A 16,551-nucleotide genomic window follows, 5' to 3' on the forward strand; every position below is an offset into this window, starting at 1 on the left:
CGGAAAAACCTACGGCACCTTCACCCACTGCGCTTCACTGGGCGTCCCCTGATCGTCGTCCACGAACACCATGTACCACCCCGACGGCACCAGGTTCCGATTCCTCGGCACAGTCACCGTGATCCGGTTCCCCGACGCCGTGAAATCCAGCGCGATGCTCCGTTGATCGACATCCGTCACATGCGTGGTGGCACTCGGCCGAATCAACCGCACCTTCTTGATGGTCGAAGCATGCCGGGACGTGAACGTTCCCGACCCGCCCCGGGCGATGGTCTGCGGCCCGCCGCTCAACGACGGCCGTGAGTCCCGGTAGAGATACGGCGGTGTGTAGATCTCGATCCGCTGCTCGAAATACCCCGGCTTGGTGTTCGCCTTGTCCCCGTACAACGGGTTGGAGCCGAAGAACATCACGCGTCCGTCGGGCAGCAGTATGGACCCGGAGTGGTAGTTCCGCCCCACCTCCGGGTCGGCCACCCTCTTGAACGTGTTGGCGGAAGGGTTGTAGATCCGCGCCTGCTTGATGTCGGAGTCGCCGCGCCCCCGGTAGTCCTCGGAGCCGCCCGACACCAGCACGGAGTCGTCCGGCAGCACCGAGATCTGCGGATATCGCGTGCCCTTCTCCAGCGAGGGACCGTCCACGAACTCGGGGTCGGCGTCCTTCAGGTCGATCAGCCGTGTCCTGTTCGTGGACAGCTTGGACTCCCCGACCCCACCGCCCCCGACCACCATGTACCTCTCGTCCTGCGCCGGAGGCAGCAGCACGGTCCCGGACGTCTCCAGCATGTTCGGATCGCTGAGCCCGGAGAGTTTGGTGAACTCGTTGGTGTCCACGTCCCAGATCCCGGGGTCGCGCCCGACGTCGTCCGGTCCGTAACCGGCGTTGGAGCCCGAGTAGAAGAGCTTCCCGTTCTGCAGCAGGAACAGCGCGGGATAGGTCGGGAACTGGCGCTTGTACTTGGTGTACGTCCATTTCTTCGTGGCCGGGTCGAAGACCTCGTTCTTGCCCGGCACCAGCTGCCCGATGTCGTCGAGCCCGGAGACACTGAGGACCTTCCCGTCCGACAGCGTGGTGAGCGTCGGATACCAGCGGGCCTCGTTCATCGGGTCGACCTTGATGTACTTCTCGGCGACCGGATCGAATTCGTAGGCGTTCTTGATGCCTTCGAAGTCCCGCTTGTCCATGCCGAGTTTGTTGGCGATGCCGTAGGTGTTACGTGCGTCGGCGCCGGTCAGTCCCTCGATGCCGTAGTTGTCCTGGGTGCCGGTCTCGTACCGGGTGCCCTCTTTCGGTGCCTCGACGACGACCCGCGCGTAGCCGGGGTTGTTCCGCAGGAACCTGCCGGTCTTCCTGTCGAAGACCTTCGTCGCGCGCGGGATCAGCGCCGAGTCGTCGGACAGGAACGTCTTGCCGTTCCGTTTGCCGGTGAACCTGGTGCCCTTGGGCAGGGTCATCGGTTTGTCGGGGTTCTCGTTGTAGAGGATCATGACGCCGCCGGCCTTCTTGACGTCGCCCTTGAGTTTCTCGTACTGCTTGGTGCCGCCGGCGATGAGGATGTTGCCGTTGGCGAGCTGGGTGTGCCCGGTGCAGAACAGGTCGGCCGGGGTGGGCACCTTCTTGATCGTGCCCTTGACCGGGTCCCAGATCCGGCTGTCGTAGATCTTCGCGTCGAAGTTGTCCTGGTTGTTGCCCGAGCCCGCGACCAGCAGCACCTTCCCGGTGTGCAGGAGTACCGCGTGGATGGTGTCCTGGCGGTACTCCTTCGGGAACTCGATGACGTCCCAGTGGCCGTTCTCGGCCTTGTACTCCGGTCTGTTGATCTTGTACTGGTGGTATTCCTCGGTCCCGAAGCGGTACACCCACGGCCCGTTCATCCCGGCCAGGGCGAGAACCACCGCCGTGCCGATCGCTAGACGACGAGCCCGGCGGCGGCCGGCACTGTCGTTCATTCCTTACGTCCCCCCAGCCCGCCGAGCGCGATCCGCATCGTCTCCTCCGTGTTCCCGCCGCTGCCCGCGGGCGCCCAGTTGGGCCGCTGCTGCGGGGCGTGCGCCGCGCGGGTGTAGCCGGGCGGCACGGCGTCCTCCGGCTCGGCGGCGACCGCGGGTGTCCTCTTCTCCTTGCGCAGCGTGTACTGCCAGGCGAAGATCGGGGCCGCCGTGATGAGCAGCGCCAGCGTCGCCCAGGTGAGCATCGCCGGGTGCGAGTGGCCGCCGACGAAGCCGGCGGCGAGCGAGCCGCCGAAGACCAGGATGAAGAACCAGTGGATCCGGAACGTCCCGAACAGCGTGTCCGGGCTGGCCGACTCGCCCTTGGGCGTGACCACGAACCTGCTCTTGCGGCGCAGCACGGCGTCCATCAGCGACCGGGCGTAGACCGGCGCGGACAGCGCCGACATCACCATGCCGGCCACACCGCCGGAGCCCTCCGGTTCGTGCGGGGAGACGTTGTGCCGCCGGTTCCATATGTACAGGCCGATCTGGAGCGCGGAGGCGTTGCCGTAGAGCATCAGCCACACGGTCGGGTCGATGTTCACACCCGAGGCGCCCAGGCCCAGGAACAGCGCGCAACTCAGCGCCGCGAGGATCCAGTTGAGGGCCGACATCGGATAGAAGATGATCATCATCGTGTAGTTGAAGAGCTTGCCCGGCGACAGCGTGAACAGACCCTTCCAGTACTGCTTGAGGATCGTCTCGTACGTCCCCCGGGACCAGCGGAGCTGCTGGGTGAAGAAGTCGGTCCAGGCGTTGGGGCCCTCGCCGACCGCGAGCACGTCCGGGGTGTACACCGAGCGCCATTTCCTGCCCGTGGCCGGGTTCTTGGTGCGGTGGATCTCGAAGCCGGTGGCCATGTCCTCGGTGATCGAGTCGTACAGCCCGCCGACCTGCTTGATCGCCCTGATCCGTACGGCGTTGGAGGTGCCGACGAACATGGGGGCGCCGTACCGGTTGCCGGCGCGCTGGATCAGGGCGTGGAAGAGGAACTGCTGGGACTCGGCGGCCTTGGTGACGAACGTGTCGTAGTTGCCGTACACCTGGGGGCCGATGACGAAGCCGACGTCCGGGTCACGGAAGTAACCCAGCATCCGCTCCAGGTAGTTGGGCAGCGGGACGTGGTCGGTGTCGACGGAGGCGAAGAAGTCGTACTCGTCGCCGTGCGCCTCCAGCCAGGCGTTGTAGTTGCCGTGCTTGGTCCTGGCGCGGTGCGGGCCCTTGGGCTGGTTCCACTTCTCGACGCCCTTGCGGGTGAAGTGGTGCACGCCCAGGCGCGCGCAGACCTGCTTCACCTCGGGATCGTCGCCCTCGTCGAGCAGCCAGATGTGCAGCAGGCCACGGTGGCGTAGCCGGACCGCCGCCTCCAGGGTCCGGGTGACCATGTCCAGCGGTTCCTTGCCGGGCACGAACGTGGTGATGAACGCGACCCGGGTGCCGGTCTCCGGGACCACCGGGACCGGGTCGCGGGCCACCAGGGTGGCGTGTGCGTTGGACAGTACGTTCATACAGCGGAAGAACTCGATCAGGCCGATCGACACCAGCATCACGATGTCGAGGGCCGGCAGGAAGTCGTAGGCCGGGTAGTCGCGTTGGGTCCAGTGCTCGGGCTGCAGCAGCCAGGTCAGCAGCACCAGTGACAGCAGCGGGGCCGCGCCCAGCATCAGGGCGGCGCGCAGGCGGTGCGGTTCCTGGGAGAGCAGTGAGCGGTACTGCACTTTGTACGGCGTGCTCGGGTCGGGCTGGGTGAGGGGGCCCGCGAGCCTGCTGTAGTGCTCGTAGTCGTATCTCGGCAGTGTCTTCTTGATCCGGTGCAGGGCGCCGGTGGTGCTTCGGTGTGCGGGTAGCCGGAGCTGTGTCGTCTGTGACGGGTCGTAGTCCTGTTCCTGCCGGGCGCCGGTCGGCGTCGACGTCATGAGTCATCCCCCCACACGCGCAGGTCAGCGCGTGTCTGTCGGTCCCACCGCCCGGTCAGGTCCCCCTCGACCCGGTCGGGCGCGTCAATGGCGGGGCACAGTCGTTCCACAGATATGGACACGGACCGTGACCGTCCGGTTGCATGGTGCCCCCCTCGGCACCGATTCATGACCGGGGCCCCTCAGCCCCGCAGATCTGGCAACCGGTTACCTACCCCCCAAGTGCCGCGAATCATCGGCACTTTGGACATCCAGGGTTCTACGGTGCTCAGCATGATCGCAAGAGCGAAACACGCTGTTTACCGGCCATGGGCGCTCATTGAGGAATGTGTGGTGATTGTGTGGATCAACCGTGTCGGTTGTTGACACAAGGGGGCGCATGGTACCGAAGTGGCCTCGCATGATCAGCGGGGCGTACGCCAGAAGGCCCCCCGCTGCTGCGGAGGGCCTTCTGGGTGTCTGTGCGCCGCCAGGGACTCGAACCCCGGACCCGCTGATTAAGAGTCAGCTGCTCTAACCAACTGAGCTAGCGGCGCGTGCTGACGCCGACAACTGTACCGGACCAGGGATGGTGCTCCTGACCACCGGCCACCAGGGGGACCCCCGTCCGCCCCCTGTTGTACATCATTCGGACCGTCAGCATGCGCACCGGGAAGACAGTTGGGAAACTGATCAATGTGCACAGTCTCGGACATATCCACCCGAAGTGTGAGGGGAATCGCATGCCGGCCCCGGTATTCGAGGAATTCGACCCCGCGAACGACTGCGAATGCCCCGGATGCGTCCACTGGCGGCGGGTCGGCCCGTACCCGCTGCCCGGGCGCTTCGGCGGCCACCCGGCCGCCCGGGGGGTCCTCGTCGTGGCCGCCGCCGCGTCCGCCGCCCTCGCCGCGAGCGCCCCGACGGCCGCGGCCCACAGCACCCCGCCCGCCCCTCACCGGCCCGCCGCCCCCGCGGACGGCGAGCCCGACACCCCGCAGGGCACCAAGGCCCCCCTGCACGGCCCCGGCGGCAAGCCCGCTCCCGGCCCGGTCACGACACCCCCCATCACCCGAACGGAGATCATCAACCGGGCCAAGACCTGGGTCGCCGCCCAGGTGCCGTACAGCATGTCCCTCTACTGGACGGACGGATACCGGCAGGACTGTTCGGGCTATGTCTCGATGGCCTGGAAACTGACCGGGAACGAGTGGACGGGCAGCCTCGACCAGTTCGGCACGAAGATCACCAAGGCGGAGCTCCAGCCCGGCGACATCCTGCTCTTCCACAACCCGGACAACCCCGGGAAGAGCTCCCACGTCGTGATCTTCGGCGGCTGGACGGACTACACGCACACCTATTACACGGCGTACGAGCAGACACCCCCGCGCGCCCGCCGCCAGTCCACGCCGTACGCCTACTGGAGCGACTCCGCCAAATACGTCCCCTACCGCTACAAGGGTCTGATCGCGGACCCTGGCGCGGCGGGCGCCCAGGCCGCGAGGACGGCGGTGCCGTTCCCCGGCGCGGCCTACTTCGGTCCCGGCGCCGACAACAAGTACGTCACCCTGCTCGGCCGGCTGCTGGTCGCCCGGGGCGGCGGCAGCCACTACCCCAAGGGCCCGGGTCCGGTCTGGGGCGCCTCGGACCAGCGGGCCACCCGGGCCTTCCAGCTCGCCCAGGGCTGGTCCGGCGCCGCAGCCGACGGCCTGCCGGGACCGCGCACCTGGGAACTCCTCGCCACCGGAAGGGGCAACGACATCAAGCCCGCCGTCGCGGCCCCGGCCGCCCCCGCCTCGCACGGAGTGCCCGGCTACCCCGGCAAGAACTACTTCCGTCCGGGCGCCACCAACGACTACGTCACCCGCCTCGGCAGACAGCTGGTCAAGAAGGGCTTCGGCCGTTTCTACACCGACGGCCCCGGTCCGGCCTGGGGCGAGGCGGACCGCAGGGCCGTCGAGGCGTTCCAGCGCACCCAGGGCTGGCGCGGCGGCGCGGCCGACGGCTATCCGGGGCCGGAGACCTGGCGCCGCCTGTTCCTGTAACGACCCGACGATCACGTGACGCATCTGGCGCGGAGGCTGGAGGCAGGCATGAGTACGACGACCGCACACACCCCTGAATCGGACGACCCCCTGGATCGCGGGGACAGCGGGACGCCCACCCGTCCGGTGCCCCGGCTGATCCAGAACGAGGCCACCACCGAGATCCCCGTCCACCTGCTGTTCCGCGACGACCCCGACCCGGTGTCGGTCCCGCTGCGGCCCGCCGTGGTCGGCCGCCGGCAGGGCACCGGCGAACAGCCCCGGCTGCGCCGCCCGGCCCCGGCCAAGCCCCGGCCCGTCGCCGCCGTCGACCCCGAACTGGTCGAGCGCCCCGCCCGGGTGCTGCCCGGCGCGGCCGGGGTGGCCGCCGGGTTCGGCGGGGTGGCCGGGGGGCTCGCCACCTCCTGGTGGGCCGGCGTGCTGTCCCCGCTCGCGGTGCACGCGCTGCACCTTCCGGCGTACGCGGGCGCGGGGCTCGGTCAGGCGCAGTGGGCCGCGTACGCGGGAGCCGGTGCGCTCGGCCTGTTCGGCTTCGCCGGTCTCGCGCGCGGGGCGACCGGACGGGCCTGGGTGCTCGGCCTGTTCGGCCGCTACCGGGGGACCGTACGGCGCACCGGCCTGCTCTGGGTCAACCCGCTGCTGCTGCGCCGCCGCGTCGACGTCCGGCTGCGGCACTGGCGCAGCGAGGAGATGCCGGCCGCGGACGGCAACGGGGTCGCGTTGCGGGTCGTCGTCCTGGTGGTGTGGCGGATGCGGGACACCGCGCGGGCGGTCCTCGGCGTCGACGACCACGAGACGTATCTGCGCGAGTGCGTGGAGGCCGCGCTGGCCCGGGTTCCGGTGGAGATGCCGGGCCGGATGCGGGGTTCGGTGGAGATGGCCGCGGACGCGCTGACCCGGCTGGTGGCGACGGACGCGGCCGGGATCGGCCTGGAGGTGTTCTCCGTGCAGCCGGTCCGGATGGAGTACGCCCCGGAGGTCGCCGCCGCCATGCACCGCCGCCGGATCGCCGCGCTGGACGCCCAGCAGCGGGCGGGGATGCTCGCCTCCGTCGTGGACTCCGTGGAGGACACGGTGACCCGGCTGACCGTGCGCGGTCTGGTCGAACTCGACGACTACGAGCGCAAGGTGCTGGTGCGGGACCTGACGGTGGCGTTCTGCTCGGGGCGCTCCGACTCCGCGCCCTGAGAGGAGATGTATTTGATATGGACACGGTCAACTGATGGCAATAATCTGAGACTTGGTCTAGACCTGCACGGCTCAAGGAACCTCCCCCACGTTCTTCAGGAGCGGCAGCATGCGTAAACGGACCAAGATCTCGGCCGTCGTGCTCGGTGTGGCGACCGCCGGAGCCTTCGCGCTCTCCACCGGCGGCGCCAGCGGGCACGGCTACACCGACCTCCCCATCAGCAGGCAGAAGCTCTGCGCCAACGGCACCGTGACCAACTGCGGTGACATCCAGTGGGAGCCGCAGAGCGTCGAGGGCCCCAAGGGCTTCCCGGCGGCCGGCCCCGCCGACGGCCAGCTCTGCAACGGCGGGCTGAGCCGGTTCGCCCAGCTCAGCTCGCCCACCACACCGTCGGGTGGCGCCTGGCCCACGACCAAGGTGACGGGCAGTCAGTCGTACACCTTCCGCTGGCAGTTCACGGCGATGCACGCCACGACCGACTTCAAGTACTACGTCACCAAGCAGGGCTGGAACCAGAACCACGCCCTCGCCCGTTCGGACCTCAACACCACCCCGTTCCTCACCGTCCCCTACAACGGCCAGCGTCCGCCGAGCACCATCAGCCACAGCGGCACCCTGCCGTCGGGGCTGAGCGGCCACCACGTGATCCTTGCGGTCTGGACGATCGCCGACACGGGCAACGCGTTCTACGCCTGCTCGGACGTCACGTTCTGACCGGTGTCGTTCGACGACTGGGTAACATCCGGCTGATCTGAGCTTCGCTTGAGGACCTGCCGCAGGTCGCAGGGGTACGTTCCCGCCACACGGTCAGTCGGACCGGTGTTCGGAATCGGGGGACTGCCATGGGCCTGCTGCAAGCGTTCTTCTACGTCCTTCCCGGCATCTTCGTCGTCCTCGGGGTTTTGGGGATGGTCAAGACGCTGAGGCGGTCGCGCCGGATCAGCCGGACGTGGCGGCACGGCCGTACGGCCGAGGCGCGCTGCCTGCGGGCGTACACGACGACCAGCGGTGGCGGGGAGACGGCCGTGAGCACCACGCTGCATCACGTGCTCGAGTTCACCACGGCCGAGGGGCGGGCTGTCCGCATCGACGAGAGGGGTGGGCTGTCGACCGTCGTCGAGGGTGACTTCGTGACGGTGTACTACCTGCCGGAGAGCCCGGAGAAGGCCACGGCGCAGCCGCCCGCGCGGGGGAGGCTGGCCGCGAGTACCGGGTGCGCGGTGGTGTTCTTCGCGGTGTTCATCGGGTTTGCGCTGGCCTTCATGATCAGTGTGCATTGGGGCTTCTCGCAGATGGGGACGGGGACGGGGACCGACGATTGGCCTCCGTGCGTGACGGATCAGGCCGCGGGGTGTTGATCTGACGGAGCGTCAATTACGCTGCTTCTCCATGGCCTTCCAAGGGCGCACGATCGCTGAGGCGGTGGCCGCGCGGTGGGGCGACCACCGGCCGGGGCTGTGGTTCGAGGAGCAGGTGCTGACGCATCACGAGGTGGCAGGCGGTGCCGCCGCCCGCGCGGCCCTGCTGAGGGATCTGCTGCCGCCCGGTGCCGTCCCCCACGTGGGTGTGCTGCTCGACAACACCCCTGAGTTCCCGCTCTGGCTGGGAGCCGCCGCTCTCACCGGGGCGGCTGTCGCCGGGGTCAATCCCACCCGGCGTGGGGCCGAACTCGCGCGGGACATCCTGCACACCGAGTGCCCGGTGCTGGTCACCGAGCGGGCCCGTCTCCCGCTGCTCAGCGGGCTCGAACTGCCCGGCATCCGTCTCCTCGTCACCGACGATCCGGCCTACGGCGCACTCCTCGCGCCCTATCTCGGCGCCTTCCCGGACGCCTCGCGGGCCACCCCCGGCGACCGGATCCTGCTCTACTTCACCTCCGGTTCCACCGGCGCCCCCAAGGCCGCCCTCTGCTCCCAGGGCAGGCTCGCGGCGGCCGGACGGTCGCTCGCCGGGCAGTTCGGGGTCGGGCCCGACGACGTGCACTACATCTGCATGCCGATGTTCCACGGCAACGCCGTGATCGCCGACTGGGCACCCGCGCTGACGGCGGGCGCCGGGGTGGCGTTACGGCGGCGGTTCTCGGCGTCGGGGTTCCTGGCCGACGTACGGCGGTATCGCGCCACCTACTTCACCTACGTCGGCCGTGCGGTGCAGTACATCCTCGCCACCGAGCCGCGCGCCGACGACCGGGACAATCCGCTGCGGCTCGGCTTCGGTACGGAGGCCGGGGCCGTGGACGCGGCCGCCTTCGAGGAGCGGTTCGGGGTGCGGCTGGTCGAGGGGTACGGGTCGTCGGAGGGCGGGGCCGCGATCCAGTGGTCGCCGGGGACACCCGACGGTGCGGTGGGGCGGGCGGCGCCCGGTCTCGTCGTTCTGGACGAGGAGACGGGGGAGGAGTGTCCGGCCGCCGTCTTCGACTCGGGTGGCCGGCTGCTCAACGGGGAGCAGGCGATAGGAGAGCTGGTCAACCGGGCGCCGAACCCCTTCGAGGGCTACTGGCGCAACCCCGAGGCGGAGGCCGAGCGGCGGCGGGGAGGGTGGTACTGGACCGGGGATCTCTTCTACCGGGACGGGGACGGCTTTCTGTACTTCGCGGGGCGTACCGATGACCGGATACGGGTGGACGGGGAGAACCTGGCCGCCGCGATGATCGAGAACATCGTGGCGCGGTACGAGGGCGCGGATGCGGTCGCCGTGTACGGGGTGCCGGATCCGGTGACCGGGGACCAGGTGATGGCGACCGTCGCCGGGCGGTTCGAGCCCCTGGACTTCGCCGAGTTTCTGCTGGCCCAGCCCGATCTGGGGACGAAGATGGCGCCCCGGTTCGTGCGGGTGGTGGAGCGGATGCCGGTGACGGCGACCAACAAGATCCAGCGGGCCGCACTGCGGAGGGAAGGGGTGCGATGCGCCGACCCCGTGTGGTGGCGGCCACCGGGCGAGCAGACCTACCGCAGACTGACCTCCGAGGACACCGAAGGGCCCCTCGTATCCACGAGAGGCCCTTCGGAGGGGGGTGTGGGTGGCGGAGGCCCCACCGCGCGCGGCGCAGCCGCGCAATAACAGAGAGGGCGAGCCAGGTCCGCGTCTTCTGCGGACAAAGCTCGCCCTCGTCATCGTGCGCCGCCAGGGACTCGAACCCCGGACCCGCTGATTAAGAGTCAGCTGCTCTAACCAACTGAGCTAGCGGCGCATGACTCCCGCCGAACCGTCCGATCTGAGTCTCGCGGCTGGCGACGAAGAAAATACTACCTGGTCCGCAGGGGTGCTTGTGACCGGCGTCAGATCGCGAGGGACAGCAGCACCGGGGCCGCGCTGCGGTTCAGGGCGTCGGCGGCCTGGCGGAGCCGGTGGGCGTGTTCGACCGGCAGGGACAGGGCCAGGCAGCCCACGGACGAGCCGGCCGTGATCGGCACCGCCGCGCACACCGTGCCGATCGCGTACTCCTGGAGGTCCAGGACCGGCACCGTCGGCGGCTGTGCCTCCAGACGGGAGAGCAGCAGCTTGTCGCTGGTGATCGTGCGTGAGGTGAGGCGGGCCATCTTGTGCCGGGAGAGGTGGTCGCGGCGGCCGTTGTGGTCGAGCTGGGTGAGCAGGCTCTTGCCGATCGCGGTGGCGTGCGCGGAGGAGCGGAAGTCCACCCACTCGTTGACCGCGGGGGTGGCCGGGCCGGCCGCGTACGGACCGATCCGCACCTCGCCGTCGACGTACCGGCTGAGATAGACCGCGGCGCCGACCGAGTCGCGCAGCCGGTCGAGGATCAGCTGGAGCTGCTCGCCGAGCGCGCGCTCCCGGTCGTGCGCGGAGCCGAGGCGGCGCAGGGTCTCACCGGTGACATAGGTACCGTCGGCGACCTGCTCGACATAGCCCTCGCGACGCAGCATGCGCAGCAGCGCGGCCAGCCGCTCGGGGTCGAGGCCGGTCCGGCGGGCCAGCTCGGTGTCGGTGACGCCGTCGGCGTGCCCTGCCACCGTCTCCAGGACGCGCAGCGCGTCCTGGGCGGAGTGGTACGGGGCGGTCGGCTCGTGCTTCAGCGCCACGGTGGGTCCCCCTGCGCTCGCTCGGCGATGCTGCCTCGGCAGCACTGCTTGGGCCGCGATCCGGACAGCGGATCCCCTCCACGATAACGGGCAGCAGCCGCAAACGGAGGGGGTGTTGGCGAGTTTCCGGCCCTCCCAGCTGCGGCAAAGACCCGTTGGCATATGTCAGCGGAATGAGCTGACCGCCGGACCTCGGGTGTTCGAGCGTTCACTTCCCGTAATCATGACACCGCACAGGGAATCTTTTACGACGGTTCATGGGGAGACGCTTACAGCACCGCGCTGAGGAACTCCCGGGTCCGCTCCTGCTCGGGCTCGCTGAAGATCCGCTCCGGCGGGCCGGCCTCGATGATCCGGCCCGCGTCGAACATCAGGACCTGGTCGGAGATGTCCCGGGCGAAGTTCATCTCGTGGGTCACACAGAGCATCGTGATGTCGGTGGTGCGGGCGATGTCCCTGAGCAGGTCGAGGACGCCCGCGACCAGCTCGGGGTCGAGCGCCGAGGTCACCTCGTCGAGGAGCAGCACCTTCGGCCGCATGGCCAGCGCCCGCGCGATGGCCACCCGCTGCTGCTGGCCGCCGGAGAGCTGGGTCGGCCGGGCGTCGCACTTGTCGGCGAGGCCCACCAGGTCGAGCAGCTCCCGGGCCCGCGCCTCCGCCTCGTCCTTCGACAGGCCGAGCACGGTCACCGGGGCCTCGGTGAGGTTGCGCAGTACCGTCATGTTCGGGAACAGGTTGAACTGCTGGAACACCATCCCGATCTGCTTGCGGACCTCCCGCAGCTCCTTCTCCGGCGCAGGGAAGAGCCGCTGCCCGTCGACGGTGATGGTGCCCGCGTCCGGCTTGGTGAGGGTCATCAGCAGCCGCAGGATCGTGGTCTTGCCGGAGCCGGAGGGCCCGATCAGGGTGACGTGCCGGCCCGCCTGCACGGTGAGGTCGAGGCCGTCGAGGACGGTGTTGTCCCCGAACCGCTTGGTCACCCCCTCGATGCGGATCAGCTCGTCGGACGTCGTACCGGTGGTACTCGGCTGCTTGCTGGTGTCAACGGACAAGGCGACGCTCCAGGGTGCGCAGAAGAAGGGAGGCGAGGTAGGAGATGACGATGAAGGCGACGCCGATCACCGTCACCGGCTCGGTGAACTGGAAGTGCTGCTGGGAGAAGAGCCGCGCCTGCCCGAGCATCTCCAGCACGGTGATCGACATCAGGATCGGCGTGTCCTTGAGCATCGAGATCACGTAGTTGCCCAGCGGCGGCACGACCCGGCGCAGCGCCTGCGGCAGGATGACCGCGAACCAGGTCCGCCGCGCCGACAGGCTGAGCGCCGTCGCCGCCTCCCACTGGCCGACGGGCACGGCCTCGATACCGGCCCGGTAGACCTGCATGGTGTACGTCGAGTAGTGCAGGCCGATCGCGAAGACACCGGTGGTCAGCGCGGAGAACGTCAGCCCCCACTCGGGCAGCACGTAGAACAGGAAGAACAGCTGCACCAGCAGCGGGGTGTTCCGTACGAACTCGGTCACCACGCCCACCGGCCAGCGCACCCACCTGGTCGGTGTCCGCAGCAGCAGCGTCCACACCAGCCCCAGCGAGAACGAGATCAGCGAACCGAGGACCAGCGCCTGCAGGGTGACCAGCAGGCCGTCCCAGAAGTGCGGCATGAACTCGCTGACGGCACTCCAGTCCCACTTCACGCGACACCACCGCCCGCCGCTCCGACCCCGGTCGTCTCGGCGCGCTTGAGCTCACGCGCCTGGCGCTCGGTCCCCGGGTCCTTGCCGATCCCTGCCTTCAGCCGCTTCTCCAGACCGCGCATCAGCCGGGTGATGACGAACGCGATCACGAAGTAGATCAGCAGCAGATACGTGTAGATGTGCGCGCTCTCCTGCAACGCGAGCCGCACCAGGTTCCCGCTGAACGCCAGGTCACCCATGCCGGTGATCGACACCAGCGCGGTGCCCTTGAGCAGCTCGACGAGCAGGTTGCAGAAGGACGGGATCATCTCCGGCACCGCCTGCGGCAGCAGGATCAGCCGCAGCCGCTGCCAGGGCGTGAAGCTGAGCGCGATGCCGCCCTCCTTCTGCGCCGGGTCGACCGCGTTCAGCGCCCCGCGCACGATCTCCGCGCCGTACGCGCCGTACGTCAGCCCGAGCGCGAGGGTGCCCGCCCACAGCGGCACCAGCTGCCAGCCGAAGGCGACCGGCAGCACGAAGAACACCCAGAAGATCATCACCAGTGCCGAGGTGCCACGGAACACCTCGGTGTACAGGCCGGCGAGGAACCGGACGAACACATTGCGATGCGTGCGCGCCGTACCCGCCACGAAGGACGCGGCGGTCGCCAGCAACCCGCTGAAGAACAGCAGTTGGAGGGTGGTCCACACACCCTTGAGTACGAGTTCCCACAGTCCCGAGGTCATCCGGCGCACAGCTCCTTCGCCGTCAGGTCGGTCATCTCGGCCTTGGTGAAACCGAACGGGCTCAGGATCCGGAGCAGTTCGCCGCTCTTCTTCAGCTTGTGCAGCTCCACATTGAAGGCGTCGCGCAGTTCGGTCTCGGCCGACCGGAACGCGAACGCGCCGCCGTCCACATGCGGTTTGCCGCCGAGGAGCGGGGCGAAGGGCTTGGTCGCCTCGGCCTTGGCCGACTTCTTCACGACGTCACGGACGGTGACCGCGGTTCCGGCGAAGACGTCGACCCGCCCGGCCTCCACGGCGTTCAGCCCGGCGACCTGATCCGGCACGATCAGGATGTCGCTCTCCTTGTACCCGGCCTCGACGGCGTGCTGGATCTGCGCGTACCCGGTCCCGGTGGCGAACTTGGCCTTCTTGGCCACGATGTCCTTGTAGTCGAGCAGCCCCTTGGGATTCCCCTTCCGCACGACGAAGGAGTCGAGCATCTGGTAGTCGGGGTCGGCGAAGATCACCTGCGCGCAGCGGTCGGGATTGACGTACATCCCGGCGGCCACGACATCGAACTGCTGCGAGTTCAGCCCCGGGATCAGCGAACCGAACTCGGTCGGCACCGGCTGCACCTTGTCGACCCCGAGCCGCTTGAAGATCGCCTTCGCCAGCTCCGGTGCCTCACCGGTGAGATGGCCGTCCTTGTCGATGTACCCGAAGGGGATCTCACCGGCGATCCCGAGCCGTACGACCCCCTGGGCGCGCAATCGCTGCAGCAGGTCACCGCCGTTGGTGCCGGAGGCGGTGGCCACGCGCGTGCAGCCGACGGCGGCGAGGGCGCCGACGGCGGCGGCACCCGCGAGCACCGCACGCCGGGTGTGTCTTGATTCGTACCCAGATGTGTTTGTCTCGTTCCCAAGTGGTGGAGCCATGGCGGCGCGGCTACCCGAGCGCAACCGACTTATGCACCATGGATTACATGGCCGATCGACACATCGAAGTCTCGCTGGTCAAGCGCGGGGTCAGCGCCACGGCCCGGCTCCTGGACGACCGGGCCCCGGTGACCTGCGCCGCCGTCTGGGACGCCCTGCCGCTCTCCGGCGACGTCTACCACGCGAAGTACGCCCGCAACGAGATCTACGCCCTTTTCCCGCCATTCGCGGCGACGGAACCACCCCTGGAGAACCCGACCGTCACTCCCATCCCCGGCGACCTCTGTTACTTCGCCTTCGCCGGCACGGAGTTGGGCACCAAGGCCTACGGCTACGACCGCGAGGTGCGCCCCGGTACGACGGTCGTCGACCTGGCCCTCTTCTACGAACGCAACAACCTGCTGCTCAACGGCGATGTGGGGTGGGTGCCCGGCATCGTGTGGGGCCAGGTGGTGGAGGGCCTGACGGACCTGGCCGAGGCCTGCAACGACCTGTGGCGCAACGGGGCGGCGGGGGAGACGCTCAGCTTCCGGCGAGCCTGAGGACCGGCCGGCAGATATCACCAGGATCGGGCGATGCGCGCTCACCAGGCCGGGCCGGAAGCTCCGGGTATGGCTGTCGCAGGCGGTCCGGCGATGCTGTCACGCGACCGCGCCGGGGTCCGGCGGTGGCATGGCCGGACCGGCCTCGAACAACGCGTGCGCCGCCCGTAGCACCAGGTCGTCCCGGTGCCGGGCGGCGACGAGCTGCATCCCCACCGGAAGGCCGTCCCCGTCCGTCCCCACCGGAACGGTCGCCGCCGGCTGCTGGGTCAGGTTGAAGGGATAGGTGAACGGCGTCCACCCCGTCCACCTCCGGTGTCCCGCCCCCTTCGGCACCTCCGCCCCCGCCTCGAACGCCGTGATCGGCAGGGTCGGTGTCACCAGCAGGTCGTACCGTTCGTGGAAGAGACCCATCCGCCGGCCCAGGTCCATCCGAACGTCCACCGCTGCCAGATACTCCAGCGCGCTCAGCCGGGCCCCCTGCTCGCAGATCTCCCGCAGCCCCGGGTCGAGCGACTCCCGCTGCTCGGAGGAGAGACGCTGGGTCACCCGAGCGGCGCCCGCGAACCAGAGCACATGGAACGCCTCCACCGGGTCGCTGAAGTCCGGGTCGGTCTCCTCGACGTACGCCCCCAGTTCGGCCAGCGCCGCCACCGCCCGCCGTACCGCCGCCGCGACCGCCGGGCGTACCGCCACCTGGCCGCCCAGCGTCGGCGAGAAGGCGACTCGCAGGCCCCGTACGCCGCCGGTGAGACCCGTCGTGAAGGAGCCGGGGGCGGTGCCGAGGGCGGACCAGTCGCGGGCGTCCGGGGTGCCGATCACGTCCAGCATCAGTGCCGCGTCGGCCGCGTCCCGGGTCATCGGGCCCACGTGCGACAGCGTGCCGAAGGCGCTCGCGGGGTACAACGGCACCCTCCCGTACGTCGGTTTCAGGCCGAAGATCCCGCAGAAGGCCGCCGGGATGCGCACGCTGCCGCCGCCGTCCGTGCCCAGGGACAGGGGCCCGGCACCCAGGGCGACGGCCGCCGCACTGCCGCCGCTCGAGCCGCCGGCGGTGCGGGAGGGGTCGTACGGGTTGCGGGTGATGCCGGAGAGCGGAGAGTCGGTCACGCCCTTCCAGCCGTACTCGGGGGTGGTCGTCTTGCCGATGAACACCGCGCCGTGTTCGCGCAGCCGGGCGACGGAGGGGGCGTCCTCGTCCCAGCTTCCCGCCGCTGAAATCGCCTTGGAGCCGCGCAGAGTCGGATGGCCGCGCATCAGCAGGATGTCCTTGACCGTCACCGGGACGCCGTCGACCAGGCCCTTCGGCTCGCCCCGGCGCCACCGTTCCTCCGATGCCCTCGCCTGCGCCAGGGCGTCCTCGTCGGTGAGGCGGACGAAGGCGTTGACCTCCGGCTGGATCCGGGCCGCCCGTTCCAGGGCCGCCCGGACGGCCTCCACCGGGCCGAACTCGCCCTTGCGGTAACCGTCGAGAAGCATTCGGGCGGTGAGGTCGGTGAGCTGCATGGGTGGGGCCTCCCGGC

Annotated in this window: 14 protein-coding genes and 2 tRNA genes; 6 read left to right on the plus strand and 10 right to left on the minus strand. The window is 69.4% G+C overall.

Annotated elements, in window-relative coordinates; all coding sequences use genetic code 11:
- Positions 1-9: 9 nt before the first annotated feature.
- The 3 genes from glxA to ABTY98_RS13260 all read right to left on the minus strand — a co-directional run bounded on the left by glxA (position 10) and on the right by ABTY98_RS13260 (position 4,441).
- Positions 10-1,947, minus strand: coding sequence for a radical copper oxidase GlxA (gene glxA, locus ABTY98_RS13250; RefSeq protein ID WP_352220988.1), 1,938 nt, complete (start codon positions 1,945-1,947; stop codon positions 10-12).
- Positions 1,944-3,905 carry a glycosyltransferase family 2 protein gene (locus ABTY98_RS13255; RefSeq protein ID WP_352220989.1) on the minus strand — a complete coding sequence of 654 codons (1,962 nt, stop codon included), beginning with the start codon at positions 3,903-3,905 and terminating at the stop codon, positions 1,944-1,946. The genes glxA and ABTY98_RS13255 overlap by 4 nt, the downstream gene beginning before the upstream one ends.
- 462 nt (positions 3,906-4,367) lie before the next feature.
- Positions 4,368-4,441, minus strand: a tRNA-Lys gene (locus ABTY98_RS13260).
- Positions 4,442-4,627: 186 nt separating this feature from the next.
- Between ABTY98_RS13260 and ABTY98_RS13265 the strand changes: the two genes are divergently transcribed.
- The 5 genes from ABTY98_RS13265 (at position 4,628) to ABTY98_RS13285 (ending at position 10,178) form a co-directional block, all read left to right on the plus strand.
- Complete coding sequence (locus tag ABTY98_RS13265; protein ID WP_352220990.1) at positions 4,628-5,929, plus strand: peptidoglycan-binding protein; 1,302 nt, start codon at positions 4,628-4,630, stop codon at positions 5,927-5,929.
- A 48-nt stretch (positions 5,930-5,977) separates the two neighbouring features.
- Positions 5,978-7,117 (plus strand): SPFH domain-containing protein, encoded by a 1,140-nt coding sequence (locus tag ABTY98_RS13270; RefSeq protein WP_352220991.1) that lies wholly within the window; start codon positions 5,978-5,980, stop codon positions 7,115-7,117.
- 109 nt (positions 7,118-7,226) lie between these two features.
- Entirely contained in the window at positions 7,227-7,832 is a 606-nt protein-coding gene (locus ABTY98_RS13275; protein WP_352220992.1) for a lytic polysaccharide monooxygenase auxiliary activity family 9 protein, read from the plus strand.
- A gap of 128 nt (positions 7,833-7,960) precedes the next feature.
- Positions 7,961-8,476, plus strand: a complete 516-nt coding sequence (locus ABTY98_RS13280) for a DUF3592 domain-containing protein (protein ID WP_502994213.1) — start codon at positions 7,961-7,963, stop codon at positions 8,474-8,476.
- A gap of 31 nt (positions 8,477-8,507) precedes the next feature.
- The gene (locus ABTY98_RS13285) at positions 8,508-10,178 is read left to right on the plus strand and encodes a long-chain-fatty-acid--CoA ligase (protein WP_352220993.1); all 1,671 of its coding nucleotides are present in this window, start codon (positions 8,508-8,510) and stop codon (positions 10,176-10,178) included.
- Between the two features lie 56 nt (positions 10,179-10,234).
- On the opposite strand, the gene ABTY98_RS13290 is transcribed toward ABTY98_RS13285, so the two are convergent.
- The 6 genes from ABTY98_RS13290 to ehuB form a co-directional block, all read right to left on the minus strand.
- Positions 10,235-10,308: transfer RNA gene (locus ABTY98_RS13290), tRNA-Lys, on the minus strand.
- Between the two features lie 88 nt (positions 10,309-10,396).
- A complete protein-coding gene (locus ABTY98_RS13295) occupies positions 10,397-11,155 on the minus strand; it encodes an IclR family transcriptional regulator (RefSeq protein ID WP_352220994.1) in 759 nt (252 codons plus the stop codon).
- Between the two features lie 269 nt (positions 11,156-11,424).
- Positions 11,425-12,207, minus strand: coding sequence for an ectoine/hydroxyectoine ABC transporter ATP-binding protein EhuA (ehuA, locus tag ABTY98_RS13300; protein ID WP_352220995.1), 783 nt, complete (start codon positions 12,205-12,207; stop codon positions 11,425-11,427).
- On the minus strand, positions 12,197-12,847 hold the full coding sequence (ehuD, locus tag ABTY98_RS13305; protein ID WP_352220996.1) for an ectoine/hydroxyectoine ABC transporter permease subunit EhuD: 651 nt from the start codon (positions 12,845-12,847) through the stop codon (positions 12,197-12,199). The genes ehuA and ehuD overlap by 11 nt, the downstream gene beginning before the upstream one ends.
- A complete protein-coding gene (gene ehuC, locus ABTY98_RS13310; RefSeq protein ID WP_352220997.1) occupies positions 12,844-13,572 on the minus strand; it encodes an ectoine/hydroxyectoine ABC transporter permease subunit EhuC in 729 nt (242 codons plus the stop codon). The genes ehuD and ehuC overlap by 4 nt, the downstream gene beginning before the upstream one ends.
- Positions 13,569-14,486, minus strand: coding sequence for an ectoine/hydroxyectoine ABC transporter substrate-binding protein EhuB (gene ehuB / locus ABTY98_RS13315; protein ID WP_352220998.1), 918 nt, complete (start codon positions 14,484-14,486; stop codon positions 13,569-13,571). Before ehuB ends, ehuC begins: the two co-directional genes overlap by 4 nt.
- Positions 14,487-14,533: 47 nt before the next feature.
- On the opposite strand from ehuB, the gene ABTY98_RS13320 reads away from it, so the two are divergent.
- Positions 14,534-15,028 carry a DUF3830 family protein gene (locus tag ABTY98_RS13320; RefSeq protein WP_352220999.1) on the plus strand — a complete coding sequence of 165 codons (495 nt, stop codon included), beginning with the start codon at positions 14,534-14,536 and terminating at the stop codon, positions 15,026-15,028.
- A 99-nt stretch (positions 15,029-15,127) separates the two neighbouring features.
- Here the strand turns inward: ABTY98_RS13320 and ABTY98_RS13325 are convergent, their stop codons facing one another.
- A complete protein-coding gene (locus tag ABTY98_RS13325; RefSeq protein WP_352221000.1) occupies positions 15,128-16,534 on the minus strand; it encodes an amidase in 1,407 nt (468 codons plus the stop codon).
- Between the last annotated feature and the right edge of the window lie 17 nt (positions 16,535-16,551).

The sequence above is a fragment of the Streptomyces sp. NPDC096040 genome, assembly GCF_040303265.1.
Classification (GTDB): domain Bacteria; phylum Actinomycetota; class Actinomycetes; order Streptomycetales; family Streptomycetaceae; genus Streptomyces.

Coding starts and splice junctions, on each gene's coding strand:
- ABTY98_RS13275 (WP_352220992.1), top strand. CDS start 7,227: ATGCGTAAACGGACCAAGATCTCGGCCGTCGTGCTCGGTGTGGCGACC.
- ABTY98_RS13325 (WP_352221000.1), bottom strand. CDS start 16,534: ATGCAGCTCACCGACCTCACCGCCCGAATGCTTCTCGACGGTTACCGC.
- ehuB (WP_352220998.1), bottom strand. CDS start 14,486: ATGGCTCCACCACTTGGGAACGAGACAAACACATCTGGGTACGAATCA.
- glxA (WP_352220988.1), bottom strand. CDS start 1,947: ATGAACGACAGTGCCGGCCGCCGCCGGGCTCGTCGTCTAGCGATCGGC.
- ABTY98_RS13265 (WP_352220990.1), top strand. CDS start 4,628: ATGCCGGCCCCGGTATTCGAGGAATTCGACCCCGCGAACGACTGCGAA.
- ABTY98_RS13320 (WP_352220999.1), top strand. CDS start 14,534: ATGGCCGATCGACACATCGAAGTCTCGCTGGTCAAGCGCGGGGTCAGC.
- ABTY98_RS13280 (WP_502994213.1), top strand. CDS start 7,961: ATGGGCCTGCTGCAAGCGTTCTTCTACGTCCTTCCCGGCATCTTCGTC.
- ABTY98_RS13270 (WP_352220991.1), top strand. CDS start 5,978: ATGAGTACGACGACCGCACACACCCCTGAATCGGACGACCCCCTGGAT.
- ABTY98_RS13255 (WP_352220989.1), bottom strand. CDS start 3,905: ATGACGTCGACGCCGACCGGCGCCCGGCAGGAACAGGACTACGACCCG.
- ehuC (WP_352220997.1), bottom strand. CDS start 13,572: ATGACCTCGGGACTGTGGGAACTCGTACTCAAGGGTGTGTGGACCACC.
- ABTY98_RS13285 (WP_352220993.1), top strand. CDS start 8,508: ATGGCCTTCCAAGGGCGCACGATCGCTGAGGCGGTGGCCGCGCGGTGG.